We start from the raw sequence: 18,991 nt of genomic DNA on the forward strand, positions 1-18,991 counted from the left end.
GGTGCTCCAAAGATCGAGCTTAACCGCTTACTCAAGAACCTTTAAACAACCGCTGCACCACCTTGACAATAGCCTTGGCCATTTCTTCTGGCGGGTGTTCGTGGCTGACCAATTCTTCTCCTTCTGCGCTCCAGATCGTCCGAGTCTTGTCGCGGTTGAGCACACTGATCTGCAATGTCATTCTGTCCAGAGTAATGGTGGCGTCTGGATCTACCCGGCTGCGTTGTAATTCCCCGTTCTGGTTGCGCCTCCATACCCAGCCGCCCTGAGGCTGGTCCAGGTTGGCGTATTGTTCCGGGGCAAACAGCAGTCGGTAATCCACTACCAGTGCTGCGGGTTGATCGGTATTTTTTTGTGTCAAACCCAGTGCTGCCAACTGCCGATTTACAGATTCTCTCACCAGTCGATCCTGCAACAGCAAATCCTGATCATGGCGGCCACCGGTTTCGAGCGCAGGCCAGGCCCAACGATAATCCGCAAAGCGCGATACATCCTCCACAGAGCCCTGCACATTCTGCACCGGCACCTGATGGCAGGCAGACAGCAACAGCAGGAGGGGCAGACACAAACGCAATAACATGGTGTATTTGCTTTCAGGCATGGGCTTGCTCATACATCTGATAGACCGTTTCTTCCATGCCCAGTGCCCGATAGGTTTGTTGCGCCCGCCGGTTGTGCTTTTCCACATAGAGGCGAAAACCACAGACATCGCCTTGCTCACTGGCCCGTTGCTGAACCGCCTGATAGAGCTGGCGGTAAATCCCGCGGCGGCGATGTCGGGGCGACACGTACACACTTTGAATCCACCAAAACAGGCCATTGCGCCAATCGCTCCATTCACTGGTTACCATCAGCGACGCCAGCGCCTCGCCAGCCTGCTCAGCAACCAGATAAAAGCCCATCTCCGGGCGCTGCAGCAAAGTGGCAACCCCGGCGGTCACTGTGTCGCGATCCAGTGTTTTGCCCTCTGTTTCCAGCGCCATGGCGCAATTAAAGGCCACCAGATTATCGCGATCTCCCTCGCTGGCCAGGCGTATGCTAACCACTGTTTTCAGGGGTAAAGCGAGCGGCACTGATAATGCACCAAATGTGCAAAATAGCCGCGATAACCCAGGGGAAGAACAAAAACCAGCACGCATAACCCGCCGCCACAAACACAAAAAACAAAACAGCGGCTCCAAGCCGGCCTTGCACCAACTGCCCCAGACCGGGGATAAACACATTGCAAATAGCAGCGAGCACATTGCCACCAGAACCTTGTCCAGACATTAATTTTCCTCAACTTGTTGTATCAACTCGCCATAGCCAGCTCGATAATCTCGATATTTAAAGCAATAACCGCTCGTTAGCAGTAGCTTGTTGTCACAGCGCTTGCCGCTGGCCGGCCGCTCCATTGCAGGGGGCGCGGGAGCCTCCTGTTCCAGTAAATCGCACAGGAACGAGCGCAGCTGCCACTGGCTGATTGGCTGATAATCGCTGGCCAGATAAACCGGCTCCAAAGTATCACCGCTGCGGTGTTTTTCCAACAGGTGAGCCAACACTCCGGCACAGTCGTCGCTGTGAATACGGTTAGTCCAGCCGAGGGGACAAGTCAGGGGCTTGCCCTTGCGCACCGCCGTTAACTGGCCAGTGCGACCAGGGCCGTAGATACCGGAAAAGCGCACAATGCAGTTGGGCAGGCCGCTGTTTTGCAGCAGGCGCTCGGATTCCAGCATCACCTGCCCGGAATAATTGCCAGGTTCGGTGGGGGAGCCTTCATCCACCCAGTCGCCGTTATTCTGACCATAAACACTGGTGCTGGATACAAACAACACCAGTGGGTGTATGGCGTTTGCCTCGGCAGACTGCAACAACGTCTCCACAGCCTTCAGGTAGCTGTTTCGATAGGCCGCTTCGCTGCGCTGGCCGGGGGTCATGGTAACCACCACCGCATCAAAACCGAGGGCCATCAAATCACACATATCGTCCCTATTGGTGGCGTCCGCAGCCAATACCGGAAAGTTTGTACCCTGCAGCGCTGTACGTCGGGCGCCGGTAACGTCGTAGTGTTCGGCAGACAGGCGAGCGGCCAAACGGCGGGCGATATCGCCGTAACCCAACAACAATAGTTTCAATTGTTTATTCAAATGTAATACTCTTTGGCTATTAACACCAAGGTGCCAGCATTCTTTTCGCACCGTACAAGGAACAACCCCATGACCTTAACAGAATTGCGCTATATCGTGACACTGGCCCAGGAACGTCATTTTGGCCGCGCCGCCGACCGCTGCCACGTCAGCCAGCCCACTTTGAGTATCGCGGTGAAAAAGCTCGAACAGGAGCTGGAAGTGGAGCTGTTCGAGCGCTCCAAAAACAGCGTGCGTCCAACCCCCACGGGCGAAAAGGTGGTGGTTCAGGCCCAGCGGGTACTGGAACAGACCTCCGCCATCAGCGACATTGCCAGTGCCGGGCGCGACCAGTTAAACACCCCCCTGCACGTGGGTGCCATCTTTACCATTGGCCCCTACCTGTACCCACACTTTATTCCCCAGTTGCAGGAACTGTCGCCGCAAATGCCCCTGGTGGTAGAGGAAGGCTACACCGCCAGTTTGCGCAAGCGCCTGCGCAACGGCGAACTGGATGTGATTATTGTCGCCCTGCCGTTTACCGAACCGGATGTGGTCACCCAACCCCTGTACACCGAATCCTTTGTGGCGCTGTTACCCAAAAATCACCCGCTGGCCAGTAAAAAATCTGTCAGCCCCGCCGACCTCGACAAAGAAAACGTATTGCTAATGGGCGAAGGACATTGCTTCCGGGATCAGGTGCTGGAAGCCATGCCCAATATCAACCAGACTCAGGATGATTCCAGCATTCGCACCCACACCGAGGGCAGCTCCCTGGAAACCCTGCGCCATATGGTGGCTACCGGCCTTGGAGTCAGCGTGCTGCCCATGTCGGCGGCGCTGGGTAGCCCGTCTTACGAGGGTACCCTGATCACCCGGCCATTCACCGGCATCTGCCCATCGCGCACCGCAGCCCTGGCATGGCGCGCCAGCTTCCCCCGCCACAAAGCCATTGATGCGCTGCGCAATGCCATCCAGAAAAGTCCCTTGCCCAACATCGATATGACCTGAATCGGGCACGCACCATGGCCATCACACTCGCCAAACCCCTGGACAAAACCCCGGTTACCGCGCTCCACGGAGTCGGCCAGGCATTCGCGGAAAAACTCCACAAGCTGGGCATCCGCACTGTTCAGGATGTGCTGTTTCATCTGCCGATCCGCTATACGGATCGCACCCGAATCAGCCCCATCGGTGCGCTACAGCCATTCAGTGATGTTGTGATTGAAGGCGAAGTCAAAGCCACTGATATTGTTTTTGGCAAACGCCGCAGCCTGATGTGCCGGGTGCAGGACAACACCGGCACCATCACCCTGCGTTTTTTTCACTTTTCCGCCGCACAGCGCAACAACCTGGCAACGGGCCAGCGCATTCGCTGTTATGGCGAAGTGCGCCGGGGCAGCTCCGGATTGGAAATGTACCATCCGGAATATCAACTTCTTTCAGAAGCACAGCCGGTCAAACTGGAACAACACCTCACCGCCATTTACCCGGCTACCGAGGGTTTGACTCAACAGCGCATGCGCTCCCTCGCCAATCAAGGGCTGGCGCTGATTACCTCCCACAACCTTCAGGAGTTACTGCCGCAAGAACTGGCACCGCACAACGGGCACTCACTGGCGGAGGCGCTGCACTACCTGCACCAACCACCGGCCAGTGCAGCGCTGGACAAACTGGCCGCCGGCCAGCACCCGGCTCAACAACGCCTGGCCTTTGAAGAATTGCTCAGCCACCACCTCAGCTTGCTGCAACTGCGGCAGCGGATACAGAGTTTCGGCGCAACACCATTGACGGCGTCGGCAAAATTAGTCGGGCAGTTTATGCAACAGTTGGGGTTTGCACTCACCGGTGCACAACAGCGAGTGCTGGACGACATCAACACCGATCTGGCCAAACCCCAACCCATGTTGCGGCTGGTGCAGGGGGATGTGGGCTCCGGCAAAACCGTGGTCGCGGCACTGGCGGCCCTGGCAGCGGTGGGCAGTGGCAGGCAGGCCGCTATTATGGCACCCACAGAAATACTCGCCGAGCAGCACCGCAACAGTTTTGAAAACTGGTTTGCCCCGCTGGGCATTCGCATCGCCTGGCTCACCGGCAAACTGAAAGGCAAGGGCCGGGAGGCACAATTAAATGCCATTGCCGATGGCAGCGCCGGGCTGGTGGTGGGTACCCATGCCCTGTTTCAGGACGATGTGGAATTTCACGATCTGGGTTTGATTGTAATCGACGAGCAGCACCGTTTTGGGGTGCATCAACGTCTGGCCTTGCGGGAAAAAGGCCAGGGAGAGCCCGGGCAGCAACCTCACCAACTGGTTATGACCGCCACCCCCATTCCCCGCACCCTCGCCATGAGCGCCTACGCCGACCTGGATTGCTCAGTCATTGACGAACTACCACCGGGGCGCACGCCTGTGGAAACCGTGGCCATCGCCAACAGCCGCCGCCCACAGATTATTGAACGGGTACGCCAGGCCTGCCAGCAAAACCTCCAGGCCTATTGGGTGTGCACACTGGTGGAAGAATCCGATGTACTGGAAGCCCAGGCCGCCGAAGCTACTGCCGATGAATTGCAACTGCTGCTGCCGGAACTGGCCATCGGCCTGATTCACGGTCGACTCAAAGCAAAACAAAAAGAACAAGTGATGGCGGCATTCAAAGCCGGCGATATCGATCTGCTGGTGGCCACCACCGTAATTGAAGTGGGTGTGGATGTGCCCAACGCCAGCTTGATGGTGATTGAAAACCCGGAGCGCCTGGGCCTTGCACAACTGCACCAATTGAGGGGGCGTGTGGGCAGAGGCAGCGCCGCCAGCTACTGCGTATTGCTGTACGGCACACCACTGTCCAACAACGGCGTGGAGCGGCTGAAAATTATGCGCGAAACCAACGATGGCTTTCGCATCGCCGAAAAAGACCTGGAATTAAGAGGACCAGGAGAAGTGCTGGGCACCCGGCAGACCGGCGACATTTCCCTGCGCATCGCCGACCTGCAGCGAGACGCCCACTTGATCACCAACCTGCGCAGCAGCGCCCAGCAACTGCTGGCCAACCATCCGGAGCTGGCAGAAGCGCTGATCAACCGCTGGCTACCGGGGGCGGCGCGGTATGGCAACGTGTAGGCTGCGGGCAGATCGTAGGTTGGATTAGCCAAAGGCGTAATCCAACAATTACCGCGATATAACAAATTGGTGGATTACGCTGCGCTAATCCACCCTACGGACTACTCGCTGCCCGTCGCTAATTTTACGGCGCCAACCGCTCAACCCCCCATTTCCCATTCTCATCCAACTGATAATAAAACCGGTCGTGCAACCGCCGGTTGCCGCCTTGCCAGAACTCGATGGAATCCGGCACTACCCGAAAGCCACCCCAGAAATCCGGCAATGGGATTTCGCCTTTGGAAAATTTGGCTTTCAAGCGCTGAAATTCCGCTTCCAGTATCTGCCGGGAACTGATGGGGGTACTTTGTCGGGAAGCCCAGGCACCCAGCTGACTTTCAGCGGGACGCTTTAAAAAATAACTCAGCACTTCGGTTTTCGACAGCGGCTCGGCACGGCCGCCGACAATCACCTGGCGGTCCAGCCGCACCCAGGGAAAGTGCAGGCTCACCTGGGAGTTGACCGCAATCTCCCTGGCCTTGCGACTGCCAAGATTGGTGTAAAACACAAAGCCTTGCTCATTAAATGCTTTCAACAAGACCATGCGCTGCCAGGGGCGTCCGTCGGCACCGACGGTGGCCACACACATCGCGGTCGGGTCTTTGATGTCGGACTCCAGAGCCTGTTGCATCCAGTGTTCAAACTGTCGGAACGGGCATTCGGCAAGACTCTCTCGAGTCAACCGGCCAAATTGGTATTCCCGGCGTTCGCTTTCCAGCGCCATACTTTGCTCCAAAGAATGGGTTGTCTTGAATAGGGCCTCCCGGAAGTTTAGCGCCTGTTTCCAATAAAGCTACCGAAGGTTAGAATGGCTTCAGGAGCATTCGCATGGATGTGTTATTTCCAGGGCGTATGGCACCATGAAAAAAACAACCTCTCTGCTACTCACCGCTTTTATTGGCAGCTCCTCCAGTTGGGCAAGCGACGACTCCATTACCGAGGGCGATCTCTATATTGACCTGCCCATCGTCACCGCTATCAGCCGCATCGACCAATTACTGACGCGAGCTCCGGCCAGCGTTACGGTGATCGACCGCCAGATGATCGACTTCTCCGGGGCGCAAAACTGGACTGATCTGTTTCGCCTGGTACCGGGCATGCAGGCGTACTCGGTTAACGGCAACCGTTTTGGCATCAGTTACCACGGTATTGGCCGCGAATTACCCAACCACATGGAAGTGAGAGTGGATGGCCGCTCTGTGTACGACCCGCTGTTCTCGGCGGTGAACTGGAACTCCCTGGCCATTGAGCTGGACGATATTGAGCGCATCGAGATAATCCGTGGCACCAACGCCCCCAGCGATGGCTCCAACGCCTTTATGGGCGCCATCAATATTATTACCCGCGATGCCCTTCAGGATCAGGGCACAACCTTGCGTGCCACGGTGGGCTCCCGTGGCACGCGGGAAAGCTCGGCGCGTTTTAACGGCAGCCTTGGCAAATTCAATTACCGCTGGTCGCTGGGTTTCCAGGAGAACGACGGTTTTACCGACCTTCCCAGAGGCCCCGATGACGACGGCCAGAACCTGCGCCACACAGAGCTGCGCGCCACCTACAACGCCAGCAGTAGCGACAGCGTGGAATTCCATCTTGGTCACAGCAACAATGCCACTGGCTTTGGTGATTCTGACGATCTCAATGCGTTCGCCACGGCGGACTTCAACCAGAGTTTTCAATCCATCAAGTGGCAACGCCTGCTTGCAGGCAATGACGAACTGGAACTGCACCTCTACCACAACCGCCTGCAAGGTGATAACAGTGCGGAAATTGGCCTTCTCTCAGAGCTGGCGGTGGCCGGCGGGCTGGCACCAGACAGTGCCACAGCCATTGCCCTGCTGGACAACTTTGGTATTGAAGACGGCCTGCTGGTGGGCGGTTTTCGCCAGATTGAAACCGAGCGCTACGACATTGAACTGAGCCACAAAGTGAACATTAACCAACAGCTTCGGATGGCCTGGGGCGCGGGCATGCGCCGGGAGATGATCGACGCCGAAGCACTGCTGGAGCCCATCGAGCAGGTGTCCCAAAACAGTTACCGGTTGTTTGGCAACCTCGAATGGCAGCCGGCTGAGCGCTGGATTGTCAACGCCGGAGCCATTGTTGAACACAACGACATCATCAGCACCATTGCATCACCCCGGCTGGGAGTGAACTATCTGATTGATGGCAACCACAGCCTGCGCTTTACCGCAGCCCGGGGCAACCGTTCGCCGTCGCTGCTGGAGGCCAATGAATTCAACGTGGACATTGTCAGCGATCAATTGTTGGTGGCCATCCGCCGCGCCGGTGAAAACCTGCGGGAGGAAAAGCTCAACAGTTTCGATATTGGCTACATTGCCAACTTCCCCAACAGCGGCTTTACCCTGGATGCGCGGGTTTACCTGGAACAAATTCGCGACGGCCTGGAACAGCGGGAAGAGCCCATCGTCACCAGCCCATTGTCCGACGACGACAATATCGCCGTGATCGACAATATCTTTTTCAGCGACCGCAAAGGCATTGAGCTGCAGCTGAAATACCAGCCAGACGCAAAAACCCTGCTGGCGGCACAGTATTCCTATACCGACCTGAGTGGCGCCGATACGCCTTTTGGCGTGCCACTGGAAAACACCAACCCGACCCACACCGCCAGCCTGCTGTTTGGCAAGCGGTTAAACGACAAATTCAGTGCCAGCACTACCCTGTACTTTCAGGACGATGTGCAATGGCGTGGCGGCGGTGAACAACACAGCTCATTCACCCGCTGGGACGCCCAGCTCAGTTACCAGCTGTCACTGGGTACCGTGGACGGTACGATTTCCCTGGTAGCGCAGAACATCGGCGCTGGCAGCTACCCGGACTTCAACCAGAACAATCGCTTTCATTCCCGGTACTTCCTGGAATTTAAGCTGCACCTTGAATAAAGCGGATGTCGATATGGAAAACATCAAGGTATACTGCCTACCGCTGCTGTTAGCGTACAGGGATCATGGAAGGAATAAATACTAAACAGGACAACAATCGGTACACTGCCCCACTGTGGCTTGTGCTCCTGCTGTTGTGCGCTTCATTTGCTCGTGCCGATGCAACGGTTGAGTTGCTGCTGTCCGGCGAAAAAAGCTACTACCGCAAAGCCGCTCTGCACATTGAGAGCGTGGTCAATAACACTCACCCCGACACCCGCTTCACGCTGACCGTCGTCGACCAGGGCAACTGGCCTGCAACAAACAGCAACCTGTTGGTAGCCGTGGGTTCAACAGCCTGCAAACAGGCCATGCAGCGCGCCCAACAAACACCCCTGCTGTGCACCTTTTTGCCCAGCAGCGCCTACTGGAGCACCCTGCAAAGAAGCGACCGTCCAACGTCGGCACCGGCGACCTCGGCGGTATTTTTCGATCAGCCCATGTCCCGCTATTTTGCGTTGATTAATGTGGTTGCCCCCAATGCCAAAACACTGGGCACCGCTGTGGGCCCACAGTCCACCCAGCTGCTGCCAAATATCCAGCAACTGGCCCGGCAATATCAGTTGCGCTTGCAGCACACCACACTCGACAGCACCACCAGCCACCACCAATCCCTGTCACCCATTGTCTCCGCCAGCGATTTGTTTCTGGTCAATCCGGATAAAGCGGAGCTCAACAAAAGTGTCGCCAAAACCCTGCTGCATTTGAGCATACGCCAGCGCATTCCGGTGATCGCCTACTCCGGCAGTTACGTCAATGCCGGCGCACTGGCCGCCATCTACTCAACCCCGGAAAATATTGGCCGCGACACCGGTGATCTGATCAGCCAATGGTTGAACTCCCCCGCACAACCACTGCCTGCCGCTCGCTACCCCAACCATTTCACCATCAAAAGTAACCCCAATGTGGCGCGCTCACTGGGCGTTCATTTACCCGGCGACCGCCAGCTGGAAATTGCCGTTAAACAAGCCATGGATGCCGCCTCGAACCCCGGACCAGAACGATGAAGGGGCTCGTCAACATGAATATCGGCATGCGCTTCACCCTGGCAGCGGTGCTGCCATTGGTGCTGGTGACGGTGTTACTCACCACCTACCTGGTGCAAACCCGCCACCAGGACTCGCAAAAACAATTCGAGCAGGCGGGCAACATCAGTACGCAATTCCTCGGCGCCAGCGCCGAGCTGGAACTCTATGCGGGCAATCGCGAGCAATTGGCAAATTTGGCCAATAACCTGAAATTCCCGAATCTCGCCGGGATTTCCTTTCTCAGTGAAGACCGCCTGCCTCTGGCATCTTCCAGCGGTTTTGTGATTCCCGACCCACTGCTGCAAATGCGCTTTCTGGGCAAGCACCAGGGGGAGCAATTGCTCTATCTGCAACGACCGGTATTCCTCACCGAACTGGATGTCAGTGATTATCCAGAGGGGGACTCCTCGCAGCGGCGCGTTATCGGCTGGGTGATCGCCGGCTTTGACACCACCGATATTCACCGCCAGCAACAAGCCATAGTTATGACCGGTATTGGCTTGGGTGTTGCCGGGCTGATGATTGCCGGCCTGCTGGCGTTGTTTTTGGGGCGCACCATCGTCAACCCGGTGCTGCAACTGACAAAAACCGTTAAATCCATGGAGGCGGGCGACCTGGAAACCCGCGCTGAGCAGACTTCAACCGTAGAGCTGGCACGCCTGGCCCAGGGCATCAACCTGCTGGCAAAATCCGTGGCTGAAGGCCGCAGCAACCTGGAAGGCAAAGTGCGTCAGGCCACCGCCAAACTGGAGCGGGCGCTGGAAGACCTGCGCGAAAAAAACACTGAGCTGCGCCAGGCCAGGGAAACTGCAGAAGCCGCTAACCAGGCCAAAAGCGATTTTCTGGCGCGCATGAGTCACGAACTGCGCACCCCCATTACCGCCATTCAGGGCTTTACACGGCTGCTGCACGACGCCGAGCTCGGCGATGCCGAACGCAATTACTGCACCATCATCAATCAGTCTTCCAGCCAATTGCTCAACCTGATCGACGATATTCTCGCCTACAGTCGTTTACAGGCAAACGCCATCACCCTGGAAGCCGAACCCTTCCACCTGATCGAAACCCTGGAACAGTCCGTGCGCCAGCAAGCGCTGTCGGCCAGAGATAAAAAACTGGAACTGATTCTGGATATCTCCCCGGAAGTCCCCAGCATGGTGGTGGGGGACCACTTTAGGGTTTCCCAGATACTGATTAACCTGATCACCAACGCGGTCAAGTTCACTAATACAGGCTTTGTGCGCGCCGCCGTAAGTGCCACCCCAAAGGATGATGGCTACAGCGAACTCAGCCTCACCATCAGCGATACCGGTATCGGCATACCGGAGAGTCGCCGCAACAGCTTGTTTGACGCATTTTCCCAAGTGGATACATCCATCACCCGCCGCTACGGTGGCACAGGCCTCGGGCTGTCCATTGTCAAAAGCCTGCTGGATTTGATGGGTGGCAGTATTCGCCTGGACAGCTCCGAAGGCATGGGCACGGTGTTCCACATCGCCCTTACCCTGCCCACCACCGCGGTAGAAAAAGACCCGCCCAATATCAATGCCCGCATCGGCCTGTTAGACAGGCACGACCTGTCGCGGCAGGCAGTTACCCACAGTTTGTGCCGTTTCAGCGCCGAACTGGTCACCATAGACACTCTGGAATCTCTGAGAGGCATGCCGCTGGATGCACTGGTGGTCAACCTGCCCAGCAGTGTCGACTGCCACATCAATTACCAGTATCTGGATCAGATTCAAAAAACCTGCGACGTTCCCCTGTTGATTCTCTCTGCCGAGCCAGAATCCTGCCGCCGGGATTATTGCCAGCCACAATCCCGAACCATGAAGGTGCTGGACAAGCCCGCCACCCAACTGTCTCTGCACCGGGCCCTGAAGCAACTGCTGGAACGCCGCCCGGATGACCTGGTTATTAGCGCCGTGGGGCAAAAACTGTTGGGCGGGCTCAACATATTAATTGCCGAGGACAACCGCTTTACCCGCGAATTTCTCAAATTGTTACTGTCCCGGGAAGGGGCGTTTTGCGTAACCGCCAGCAACGGTAATGAGGCCGTATCCGCTTGCGAAGACGACAAATTCGACATCATGCTGGTGGACATCCACATGCCGGAAAAAAGCGGTGTCGAGACCGTGCGCGCCATTCGCACCGGAGCCGGCGCCAACAACACAACGCCCATCATCACCATCACCGCCGATGTACTGCAACAGGAAAAACTGGCGTTGAAACAAGCGGGCATTACCGACCTGCTGTTCAAACCGGTGGACGAAGAACAATTATTGCGACAAATTCTGCGTCACTGCCGTCCGGATATCGACCCGACCGCGCCACTGCCCAGCAAGAAACTGAGCGATGAAATTCCGGTGGGCGAGTTTATTGAAGAAGTAAAAAGACTGGTATCACTGGCTGCCGAGGCCTGCCAGCATGAGCGTATGGAAGAAGCCGGCGATCCCGTACATCAACTGAAAGGCATTGCCGGCATCTTCAAATTGCCGGAGCTGGAAGTCAAAGTGGCGAACCTGCACCGGGCCATCAAAAACCAGCGCCATTCACAGGCCATGACCGCTCTGCAAGAATTGCAGGCGGAGTGTGAACATTTGGAAGAACAATCCACCAGCACTTCGTCATCGCGAGCGTAGCGCGGCGACCTCAGTTAAAGTGGCAGAGGAGCCGGGGAGCAGGCGATGGCCCTATGGGGATTGTCGCATCGCCTTTGTTTTACAAAAAACTCCTCGCAATGACAGGGCAAAAAGCCAGCTACAGCGCTCTGACCCGAACCACCTCGTCGATATCGGCAATGGCGGCAATCAGTTCGTCTCCGGGCTGCTGCTCCAGATCAATGATGCTGTAAGCCACATCGCCACGGCTCTTGTTGACCATATCAATCACATTGATATTGCGATCCGCCAGCAGCGACAACACCTGTCCCAACACACCGGACACATTGCGGTTGCAGAAAGTAATGCGGTGACCACCATTGCGGCTCATGCGGGTTTTCGGGAAATTGACGGAGTTGAGAATATTGCCGTTCTCGAGGAAGTCCATCAGTTGGTCCGCTGCCATAACCGCGCAATTTTCTTCGGCTTCAGCAGTACTGGCCCCCAGGTGAGGCAACAACAATACGTTGTCGCGACCCAGCAGCAGCGGTGACGGGAAGTCCGCCACGTACTTACCCAGTTGGCCGTTGTCGAGGGCGCTTACCAAGGCCTGCTCGTCGACGATTTGCTCGCGGGCAAAGTTCAGTATTACCGCATTGGGTTTGCAGCAGCGCAACATCTCGGCATTCATCAGATGATGGGTGGCCTCAATTGCCGGTACATGCAGGGTGATGAAATCGGAACGGGACAACAGCGCTTGCAGATTTTCCATGCGCTCCACCCGGCTCGACAGGCTCCAGGCCGCCTCGATGGAAATGGCCGGGTCGTAGCCCACCACATCCATGCCAAGCTCCAGGGCGGTGTTGGCGATAATGGAGCCAATTGCCCCCAAACCCACAACACCCAGGGTCTTGCCGGAAATTTCCCCACCGGCGTAGTTTTTCTTGGCCGCTTCCACATCTTTCGACATTACCCCGGCATCGTCGATGTGGGTCAGGCTCTGGCTGTAATTCATGCCGCCAACAATATCGCGAGACGCCAGCAACATACCGGCAATCACCAGTTCTTTTACTGCATTGGCGTTGGCGCCGGGGGTGTTGAACACCACGATACCCTGCTCGCTGAAGCGGTCTACGGGGATATTATTCACCCCGGCACCACAGCGGGCGGCGGCCAGCACACTCTGCGGCACCTCCATATCGTGCAGCTTCTGGCTGCGCAACATAAAGGCGTCCGGCGTGGCAAACTCGCTGGCGATTTCGTAATTATCACGGGGGAATTGATCCAGGCCCTTGGCGGATATCTGGTTGTAGGTGCGAACTTTGTACATAGTGTTTACTCAGAGAAATTAATTCGGTAATGCCTTACATGCCTCTGTCATCCTGGGTGGAACGAAGGATCTCATTATTCAAGCTACAGTGAGATTCTTCGCTGCGCTCAGAATGACATAAAAGCAGTTATTTACGCTGCTGACTTAACCTGCTGATAAGCCCATTCTATCCAGGGCATCAGCGCCTTGAGATCATCCGCCTCAACCGTGGCACCACACCACAGGCGCAAGCCCGCCGGGGCATCGCGGTAGGAGCCAATGTCGTAGGCAACCCCTTCGTCATCCAGCAGTTTCACCAGAGCCTTCACCTGGTCTGCCTGCAGAGCCAGCTTCAGGCACACGCTGGTATTGGAGCGAATGGACTTGTCAGCGGCGAGAAAGTCGATCCAGTCGTGTTGCGCTACAAAATCTTCCACCACCGCCAAATTAGCCTCGGAGCGGGCAATAGCCGCCTCCACGCCACCCAGTGATTTCACCCATTGCAGGGCATCCAGGTAATCCGCCACGGCCAGCATGGAGGGCGTATTGATGGTGGCGCCCTTGAAGATGCCATCGATCAGTTTGCCATTTTTGGTAAGCCGGAAAATTTTTGGCAGCGGCCAGGGCGGTGTGTAGCTCTCCAACCGCTGCACAGCGCGGGGGCTGAGAATCAGCATGCCGTGGGCACCTTCACCGCCCAGCACTTTCTGCCAGCTGTAAGTCACCACATCCAGCTTCTGCCAGGGCAATGATTGGGCGAAAACCGCTGAGGTGGCGTCGCAGATGGTCAGGCCAGCGCGATCATCGGCAATCCAGTCACCGTTGGGTACTTTCACCCCGGAGGTGGTGCCATTCCAGGTAAATACCAGGTCGTGATCCGGATTTACCTGGCTGACATCAGGCAACTGGCCGTAATCCGCGGTCAGGGCGTTTACCTTGTCCAGTTTCAGCTGTTTGGTGATGTCGGTGAGCCAACCACTGCCAAAGGATTCCCAGGCCATCACATCCACCGGACGCGAGCCCAGCAGTGACCACAATGCCATTTCCACTGCACCGGTGTCAGAAGCGGGGACAATACCCACACGGTAACCTTCTGGCAGGCCGAGGATTTCTGCGGTATCGGTACAGGCCTGCTGGAGCACTGCCTTGCCGATACTGGAGCGGTGGGAGCGGCCCAGGGTGCGAAGATCGAGAGACGCCACATCGTATCCGGGACGTTTGCTACAGGGGCCGGAGGAAAGATTGGGGTTAGCCGGTTTCAGGCTGGGCTTCATGGTTGTACCTGTGGTGAAAGAATGACAATAAGGAAAGGCGGTCGATGCCGTGTAATTTGAGGGCGCTACTATATAAAAAAACCCGCAGCGCGTCAGCAACTGCGGGTATCAGACATAAATATATGTATATAACCTCATTGCTGTCCCACAAACTCGAACAACATGAATCGGGTCTTGCTTGCTGTGACCGTGGCCAGCATGGATGCTGGCCTCGAGCCCCCAGGGATGGGTTCACGGCGCGTCACAGCAAGCAAGACCCGATTCATGTCTGCTGAGAACTTAAACCCTTTGACACCCTTGTATTTCTCACGATTTAGGAACTCTGGGCTCAAAATTTATGGGACAGCAGTGATATAACCTATTTTTTTGCCTGACGCTCTTTATCAATCAGGAATTCCGCCACTGCCAGCATGCCTTCGTTGCTACCGGCGGATTCCCCGGTAATGCGGTATTTGCCATTGACGATAATACAGGGCGTACCGGTTACCCGATATCCCGTAACCCGCGACTGGGCCTGCATGGACTGGCTGATCACGCCAAAAGAGTTGAATACACTGCTGAACTGATCGCGCTCCACACCGGCCTCCAGGAATACGTCACTGATTTCGCGTTCGTTCCTCAGGCGATTTTGCTTGACGTGATAGGCGGAGAACAATTTGCCGTGCATCTCGTCCAGATTGCCCATGGCCTTGGCAGCGTAGTACGCACGGGTGTGAATTTCGGAGGTTTTACGCCCCAGGGTAGAGGGGTTGCGCACAAAGGTGACATCATCTTGCAGGCCATTGGCCCACTCTTCCACCTGGGTGGTGTACTGAAAACAGTGGGGACAGCCGTACCAAAACACTTCCGCCACTTCGATCTTCTTCGGGTCGCTGGTGCGCACCGGTTGTGGCAGTACAAAGTAGTGCTTGCCCGCCTCAAATTTTTCACCACTGTCTGCATGGCAACCTATGGCCAGGGTCATCACAGCCACAGAAAAAAATATGGAAAATAACTTACCCATTTACTCCCTCCAAAACCTTGCACGGCATAGTTCAAAAAAACGCTATCTTACCTGCTACCCGGGCGGCGTCAATTCGCTTTAACACCATTTAACACCTTGGTAGTGCTGTGGGCACTGCACCAGTGAGCTCGACAAAATTAAATTGATGAAATATTAATTGTTCTCACGGGCCAGCAGGAACTCCACCACATCGAGCATTTTCTCGCGGCTGCCAGCGCCCTCAACGGTCACCAGGTATTTGCCGTTAACGACCATGCAGGGGGTTGAGATGACAAGGTACTGGCGGCTGCGCTGTTCCGCACGCAATATTCGGCTGCGCACCCGAAAACTGTTAAAACTGCGGTTGAAAGCATCTTCCTCGACGCCGGCAGCCACAAACTGTTGGTAAATCTCGTATTCACTGTCCAGCTTCTTGCCTTTGGTATGAATGGCATCAAACAGCTTGGGGTGCATTGCGTCGAGCACTCCAAGCTCCTCGGCGGCGAAGTACGCCTGGGCGTGCAGCGCCATTTTGGGGTGCCAGATGGCGGGCATACGTACAAATTGCACATCGTCGGGCAGCTGCGCAGCCCACTGGCGAATACGAGTGGTAAAGCGATAGCAGTGGTGGCAGCCATACCAGAACACCTCTACCACTTCCGTCCGTTTGGGATCGGCAGTGGCCACCGGCTCTGGCAACACCCGGTAGTGCACACCGGCCTGGAATTGATCCGCCCCGGTTGCTGCAGCGGAAAACCACAGGTACACCCACAGCAGCAACAAAAAAGGCAGCCGAAGCTGCCTTTTTTGCAAACGCAGAGCAATCACTCAGCTGCCCCCAGGTGCAAGCCGGAAATATAGTTGGCCACTGCTTCGATTTCCTTGTCGCTCATATTGGCCGCCACATCGCGCATAATGCGGGTATCGCCATCGTTAGTGCGGGCGTTGCTGCGGAACGCTTTCAGCTGCTTCACCAGATAGTCAGCAAACTGGCCACCTAACTTGGGGTAACCGGCGGGACCGTTGCCCTGGCCTGTGGGTGAATGACAGCCCGTGCAAGCGGGGACGTTGGTTTCCATGTTGCCGGCGCGGAACACCTGCTCGCCAAGAGCCAGAAATTCCGCACTGCCCAGTTCTTCCAAGGGCCAGTCTTTTTCCCTGGCACCGGATATCTGCATGGGATTACCGGCGTAGTAAGCGGCAATATCGGCCAGATCCTGCTCGCTCATGGCATCCAGTTGACCCGCCATTTCTGGCACCTCGCGGTCACCGGACTGAATGTCTTTCATTTGTTTGAGCAGATATTTTTCACCGAGGCCGGCAATTTTCGGAAATGCCGGGCTCAGGCTATTGCCGGTTTCTGCATGGCACGCTGCACAGGCAGCGGACTTGGTTTTACCCGCAGCAGCGTCGCCATCGGCCTGGGTCAGCGGTGCCACCGCAAGACCCATAGCAATAGTGACAGCCGCAATTGTGTTGTTAAGAACCTGCTTCATGTACGAACCTTATGATTTTGCGAGTGACCTGGTCGCACAGTATTTGGCGCAACAAACACCATCAGTGCGGTCATCTGGGTTATTATCGCAGCGGTTTTCCACCGGCTTGGCGGCGCATTATAGCTTGCATCGCCAACAGTACCAAGGGCTTGCGAATGTCACTGAGTTTTACTTGCGCCACCTTTACCCAAAGCTCCCCCACACTGGCCCAATGCCCCTCCGACAAGGGCAGCGAAGTGGCGTTTGCGGGCCGTTCCAACGCGGGCAAATCCAGCGCGCTCAATACCCTCACCGACAACCACAAGTTGGCCCGCACCAGTAAAACACCGGGGCGCACCCAACTGATCAATTTTTTTCAGCTCAGCGACAGCCAGCGATTGGTAGACCTGCCCGGCTACGGCTTTGCCAAAGTACCCAAAGCCATGAAAGAACGCTGGGATCGCAACCTGGCAGAATACCTGCAGGAACGCCGCTCCCTGCGCGGCCTGGTATTACTGATGGACATTCGCCATCCCCTGCAACCCTACGACCTGCAAATGGTGACATGGGCCGCCGACGCCAACATGCCCACCCACATCCTGCTCACCAAAGCAGACAAACTGAAACGCGGGCCGGGGCAGAACACCTTGCAGAAGGTACGCAAAGAACTGAAGCAGCTGGGACTGGATAACAACATCAGTGTGCAGACTTTTTCAGCGCCAAAAAAGGATGGATTGAAAGAGCTGGAGTCTGTACTGCGACGGTGGTTAGAGGAATAAAGCTACGTGCGGCGGGCTTCGGGGGCGAGCAGATCGAGCGAAATTGTCATTCTGAGCGCAGCGAAGACAAATTGGCAGGAAAGCCAATTTGTCTTCGCTGCGCTCAGAATGACGGGTGGCACCTTCTACACACTGCCCGAAGCCCGTAGCGGTCTTATTTATCCAAATCCCTCACCCGGTAGTATTCCTGCTCGGTGAGCTTGTGGTACTTACGCACCTGGGTGCGGTAGTCGTTAATGGATTTGTAGACTTTGGCAAACATGGGGTCGGCGGCGGATTGTTCTTGCAGCACTTGTTCACTGATGCGATACAGCTCTTTCAGTACATCGTCTGGCAGCGGGCGGACTTCTACACCCTGTTCATTAACCAGGGCATCCAGGGCACCGGCATTAGTGGCGGTGTAGCTGTCCAGCATGTCGGTACTGGCGGCGCGGGCGGCCACCTCGACAATGGCTTGCAAATCCGCGGGCAGGGTTTCCAGTTTGTCTTTATTGACAATAATTTCCAGCGCCGGGCCCGGTTCCTGCCAGCCGGGGTAGTAGTAATACTTGGCTACTTGATGAAAGCTGAACGCCAGGTCGTTGGCGGGGCCCACCCATTCGGTGGCGTCAATTACGCCGGTTTGCATGGAGGTGAACAGTTCACCACCGGGGATATTCACCGCTTCTGCGCCAGCGCGTTTGATCACTTCACCGCCCAGGCCGGGCATTCGCATTTTCAGGCCCTTTAAATCTTCCAGGCTGTTGATTTCCCGGTTGTACCAACCGCCCATTTGCACCCCGGTGTTGCCGCCGGCGTAGGGCACCAGGTTAAAAGGTTCGTACAGCTCGCGCCACAGCTCCAGGCCACCGCCGTAATGCAGCCAGCCATTGAGCTCCTGAGCATTGAGACCGAAGGGGTAGGTGGCAAAAAGAACCGCTGCCGGCGCCTTGCCCTTCCAGTAATAGGCGGCACCGTGGCCCATTTCCGCCGTGCCACGGGACACCGCATCAAATACCTCCAATGCGGGCACCAGTTGGCCGGCGCCGTACACTTTGATTTTCAGGCGGCCATTGGACATATCGTCCACCATCTTGGCGAACTTTTCCGGTGCCGTACCCAAGCCGGGGAAATTCTTTGGCCAGGTGGTGACCATTTTCCACTTGTAGACTTTTTGGGGCTGAACGGCAGCTTCCCCTTGAGGGCTCTCTTTGCCACCACAGCTGGCCAGAAAACCAACCAGCGTAGTAGCCAGCAATAGTTTCATTATTTGTAGTTTCATTTCATTCACCGATCTTTGTTATCTCTGCTGTCATTGCGGGGAGCGCAGCGACGCGGCAATCTCCATCAGCACTCTGCCATA

17 protein-coding genes are annotated in these 18,991 nt (G+C 56.3%); 6 read left to right on the forward strand and 11 right to left on the reverse strand.

What is annotated here, in order from left to right; translation table 11 throughout:
* Positions 1-31: 31 nt before the first annotated feature.
* The 4 genes from ACVBEJ_RS04085 to ACVBEJ_RS04100 are packed head-to-tail and all read right to left on the reverse strand — an operon-like array spanning position 32 to position 2,126.
* Positions 32-601 (reverse strand): DUF4136 domain-containing protein, encoded by a 570-nt coding sequence (locus tag ACVBEJ_RS04085; RefSeq protein ID WP_447128326.1) that lies wholly within the window; start codon positions 599-601, stop codon positions 32-34.
* The gene (locus ACVBEJ_RS04090; protein ID WP_447128327.1) at positions 594-1,046 is read right to left on the reverse strand and encodes an N-acetyltransferase family protein; all 453 of its coding nucleotides are present in this window, start codon (positions 1,044-1,046) and stop codon (positions 594-596) included. Before ACVBEJ_RS04090 ends, ACVBEJ_RS04085 begins: the two co-directional genes overlap by 8 nt.
* Positions 1,039-1,269, reverse strand: a complete 231-nt coding sequence (locus tag ACVBEJ_RS04095) for a hypothetical protein (RefSeq protein WP_447128328.1) — start codon at positions 1,267-1,269, stop codon at positions 1,039-1,041. Before ACVBEJ_RS04095 ends, ACVBEJ_RS04090 begins: the two co-directional genes overlap by 8 nt.
* A complete protein-coding gene (locus ACVBEJ_RS04100) occupies positions 1,269-2,126 on the reverse strand; it encodes an NAD(P)H-binding protein (protein WP_447128329.1) in 858 nt (285 codons plus the stop codon). The genes ACVBEJ_RS04095 and ACVBEJ_RS04100 overlap by 1 nt, the downstream gene beginning before the upstream one ends.
* Positions 2,127-2,195: 69 nt before the next feature.
* Between ACVBEJ_RS04100 and ACVBEJ_RS04105 the strand changes: the two genes are divergently transcribed.
* Positions 2,196-3,116, forward strand: a complete 921-nt coding sequence (locus ACVBEJ_RS04105; protein ID WP_447128330.1) for a LysR substrate-binding domain-containing protein — start codon at positions 2,196-2,198, stop codon at positions 3,114-3,116.
* 14 nt (positions 3,117-3,130) lie between these two features.
* The gene (gene recG / locus ACVBEJ_RS04110) at positions 3,131-5,224 is read left to right on the forward strand and encodes an ATP-dependent DNA helicase RecG (RefSeq protein ID WP_447128331.1); all 2,094 of its coding nucleotides are present in this window, start codon (positions 3,131-3,133) and stop codon (positions 5,222-5,224) included.
* Between the two features lie 124 nt (positions 5,225-5,348).
* On the opposite strand, the gene pdxH is transcribed toward recG, so the two are convergent.
* Entirely contained in the window at positions 5,349-5,987 is a 639-nt protein-coding gene (gene pdxH / locus ACVBEJ_RS04115) for a pyridoxamine 5'-phosphate oxidase (RefSeq protein ID WP_447128332.1), read from the reverse strand.
* A gap of 136 nt (positions 5,988-6,123) precedes the next feature.
* On the opposite strand from pdxH, the gene ACVBEJ_RS04120 reads away from it, so the two are divergent.
* The 3 genes from ACVBEJ_RS04120 (at position 6,124) to ACVBEJ_RS04130 (ending at position 11,872) form a co-directional block, all read left to right on the forward strand.
* On the forward strand, positions 6,124-8,166 hold the full coding sequence (locus ACVBEJ_RS04120) for a TonB-dependent receptor plug domain-containing protein (RefSeq protein WP_447128333.1): 2,043 nt from the start codon (positions 6,124-6,126) through the stop codon (positions 8,164-8,166).
* A gap of 122 nt (positions 8,167-8,288) precedes the next feature.
* Positions 8,289-9,212 carry an ABC transporter substrate-binding protein gene (locus ACVBEJ_RS04125; protein ID WP_447128334.1) on the forward strand — a complete coding sequence of 308 codons (924 nt, stop codon included), beginning with the start codon at positions 8,289-8,291 and terminating at the stop codon, positions 9,210-9,212.
* A gap of 14 nt (positions 9,213-9,226) precedes the next feature.
* Complete coding sequence (locus ACVBEJ_RS04130) at positions 9,227-11,872, forward strand: ATP-binding protein (protein ID WP_447128335.1); 2,646 nt, start codon at positions 9,227-9,229, stop codon at positions 11,870-11,872.
* A gap of 118 nt (positions 11,873-11,990) precedes the next feature.
* Here the strand turns inward: ACVBEJ_RS04130 and ACVBEJ_RS04135 are convergent, their stop codons facing one another.
* From ACVBEJ_RS04135 to ACVBEJ_RS04155, 5 genes are all read right to left on the reverse strand, one after another.
* Entirely contained in the window at positions 11,991-13,160 is a 1,170-nt protein-coding gene (locus tag ACVBEJ_RS04135; RefSeq protein ID WP_447128336.1) for a phosphoglycerate dehydrogenase, read from the reverse strand.
* A 131-nt stretch (positions 13,161-13,291) separates the two neighbouring features.
* A complete protein-coding gene (locus ACVBEJ_RS04140; protein ID WP_447128337.1) occupies positions 13,292-14,413 on the reverse strand; it encodes a phosphoserine transaminase in 1,122 nt (373 codons plus the stop codon).
* Between the two features lie 358 nt (positions 14,414-14,771).
* A complete protein-coding gene (locus ACVBEJ_RS04145; RefSeq protein WP_447128338.1) occupies positions 14,772-15,416 on the reverse strand; it encodes a thiol:disulfide interchange protein DsbA/DsbL in 645 nt (214 codons plus the stop codon).
* 153 nt (positions 15,417-15,569) lie between these two features.
* Entirely contained in the window at positions 15,570-16,223 is a 654-nt protein-coding gene (locus ACVBEJ_RS04150; RefSeq protein ID WP_447128339.1) for a thiol:disulfide interchange protein DsbA/DsbL, read from the reverse strand.
* Positions 16,220-16,891, reverse strand: coding sequence for a c-type cytochrome (locus tag ACVBEJ_RS04155; protein WP_447128340.1), 672 nt, complete (start codon positions 16,889-16,891; stop codon positions 16,220-16,222). Before ACVBEJ_RS04155 ends, ACVBEJ_RS04150 begins: the two co-directional genes overlap by 4 nt.
* Before the next feature lie 155 nt (positions 16,892-17,046).
* On the opposite strand from ACVBEJ_RS04155, the gene yihA reads away from it, so the two are divergent.
* Positions 17,047-17,649, forward strand: a complete 603-nt coding sequence (gene yihA / locus ACVBEJ_RS04160) for a ribosome biogenesis GTP-binding protein YihA/YsxC (protein ID WP_447128341.1) — start codon at positions 17,047-17,049, stop codon at positions 17,647-17,649.
* Between the two features lie 154 nt (positions 17,650-17,803).
* Here yihA and ACVBEJ_RS04165 read toward each other — a convergent pair whose 3' ends face one another.
* Entirely contained in the window at positions 17,804-18,910 is a 1,107-nt protein-coding gene (locus tag ACVBEJ_RS04165; RefSeq protein WP_447128342.1) for a TRAP transporter substrate-binding protein, read from the reverse strand.
* Positions 18,911-18,991: the final 81 nt, after the last annotated feature.

The organism is Porticoccus sp. GXU_MW_L64 (assembly GCF_052983295.1).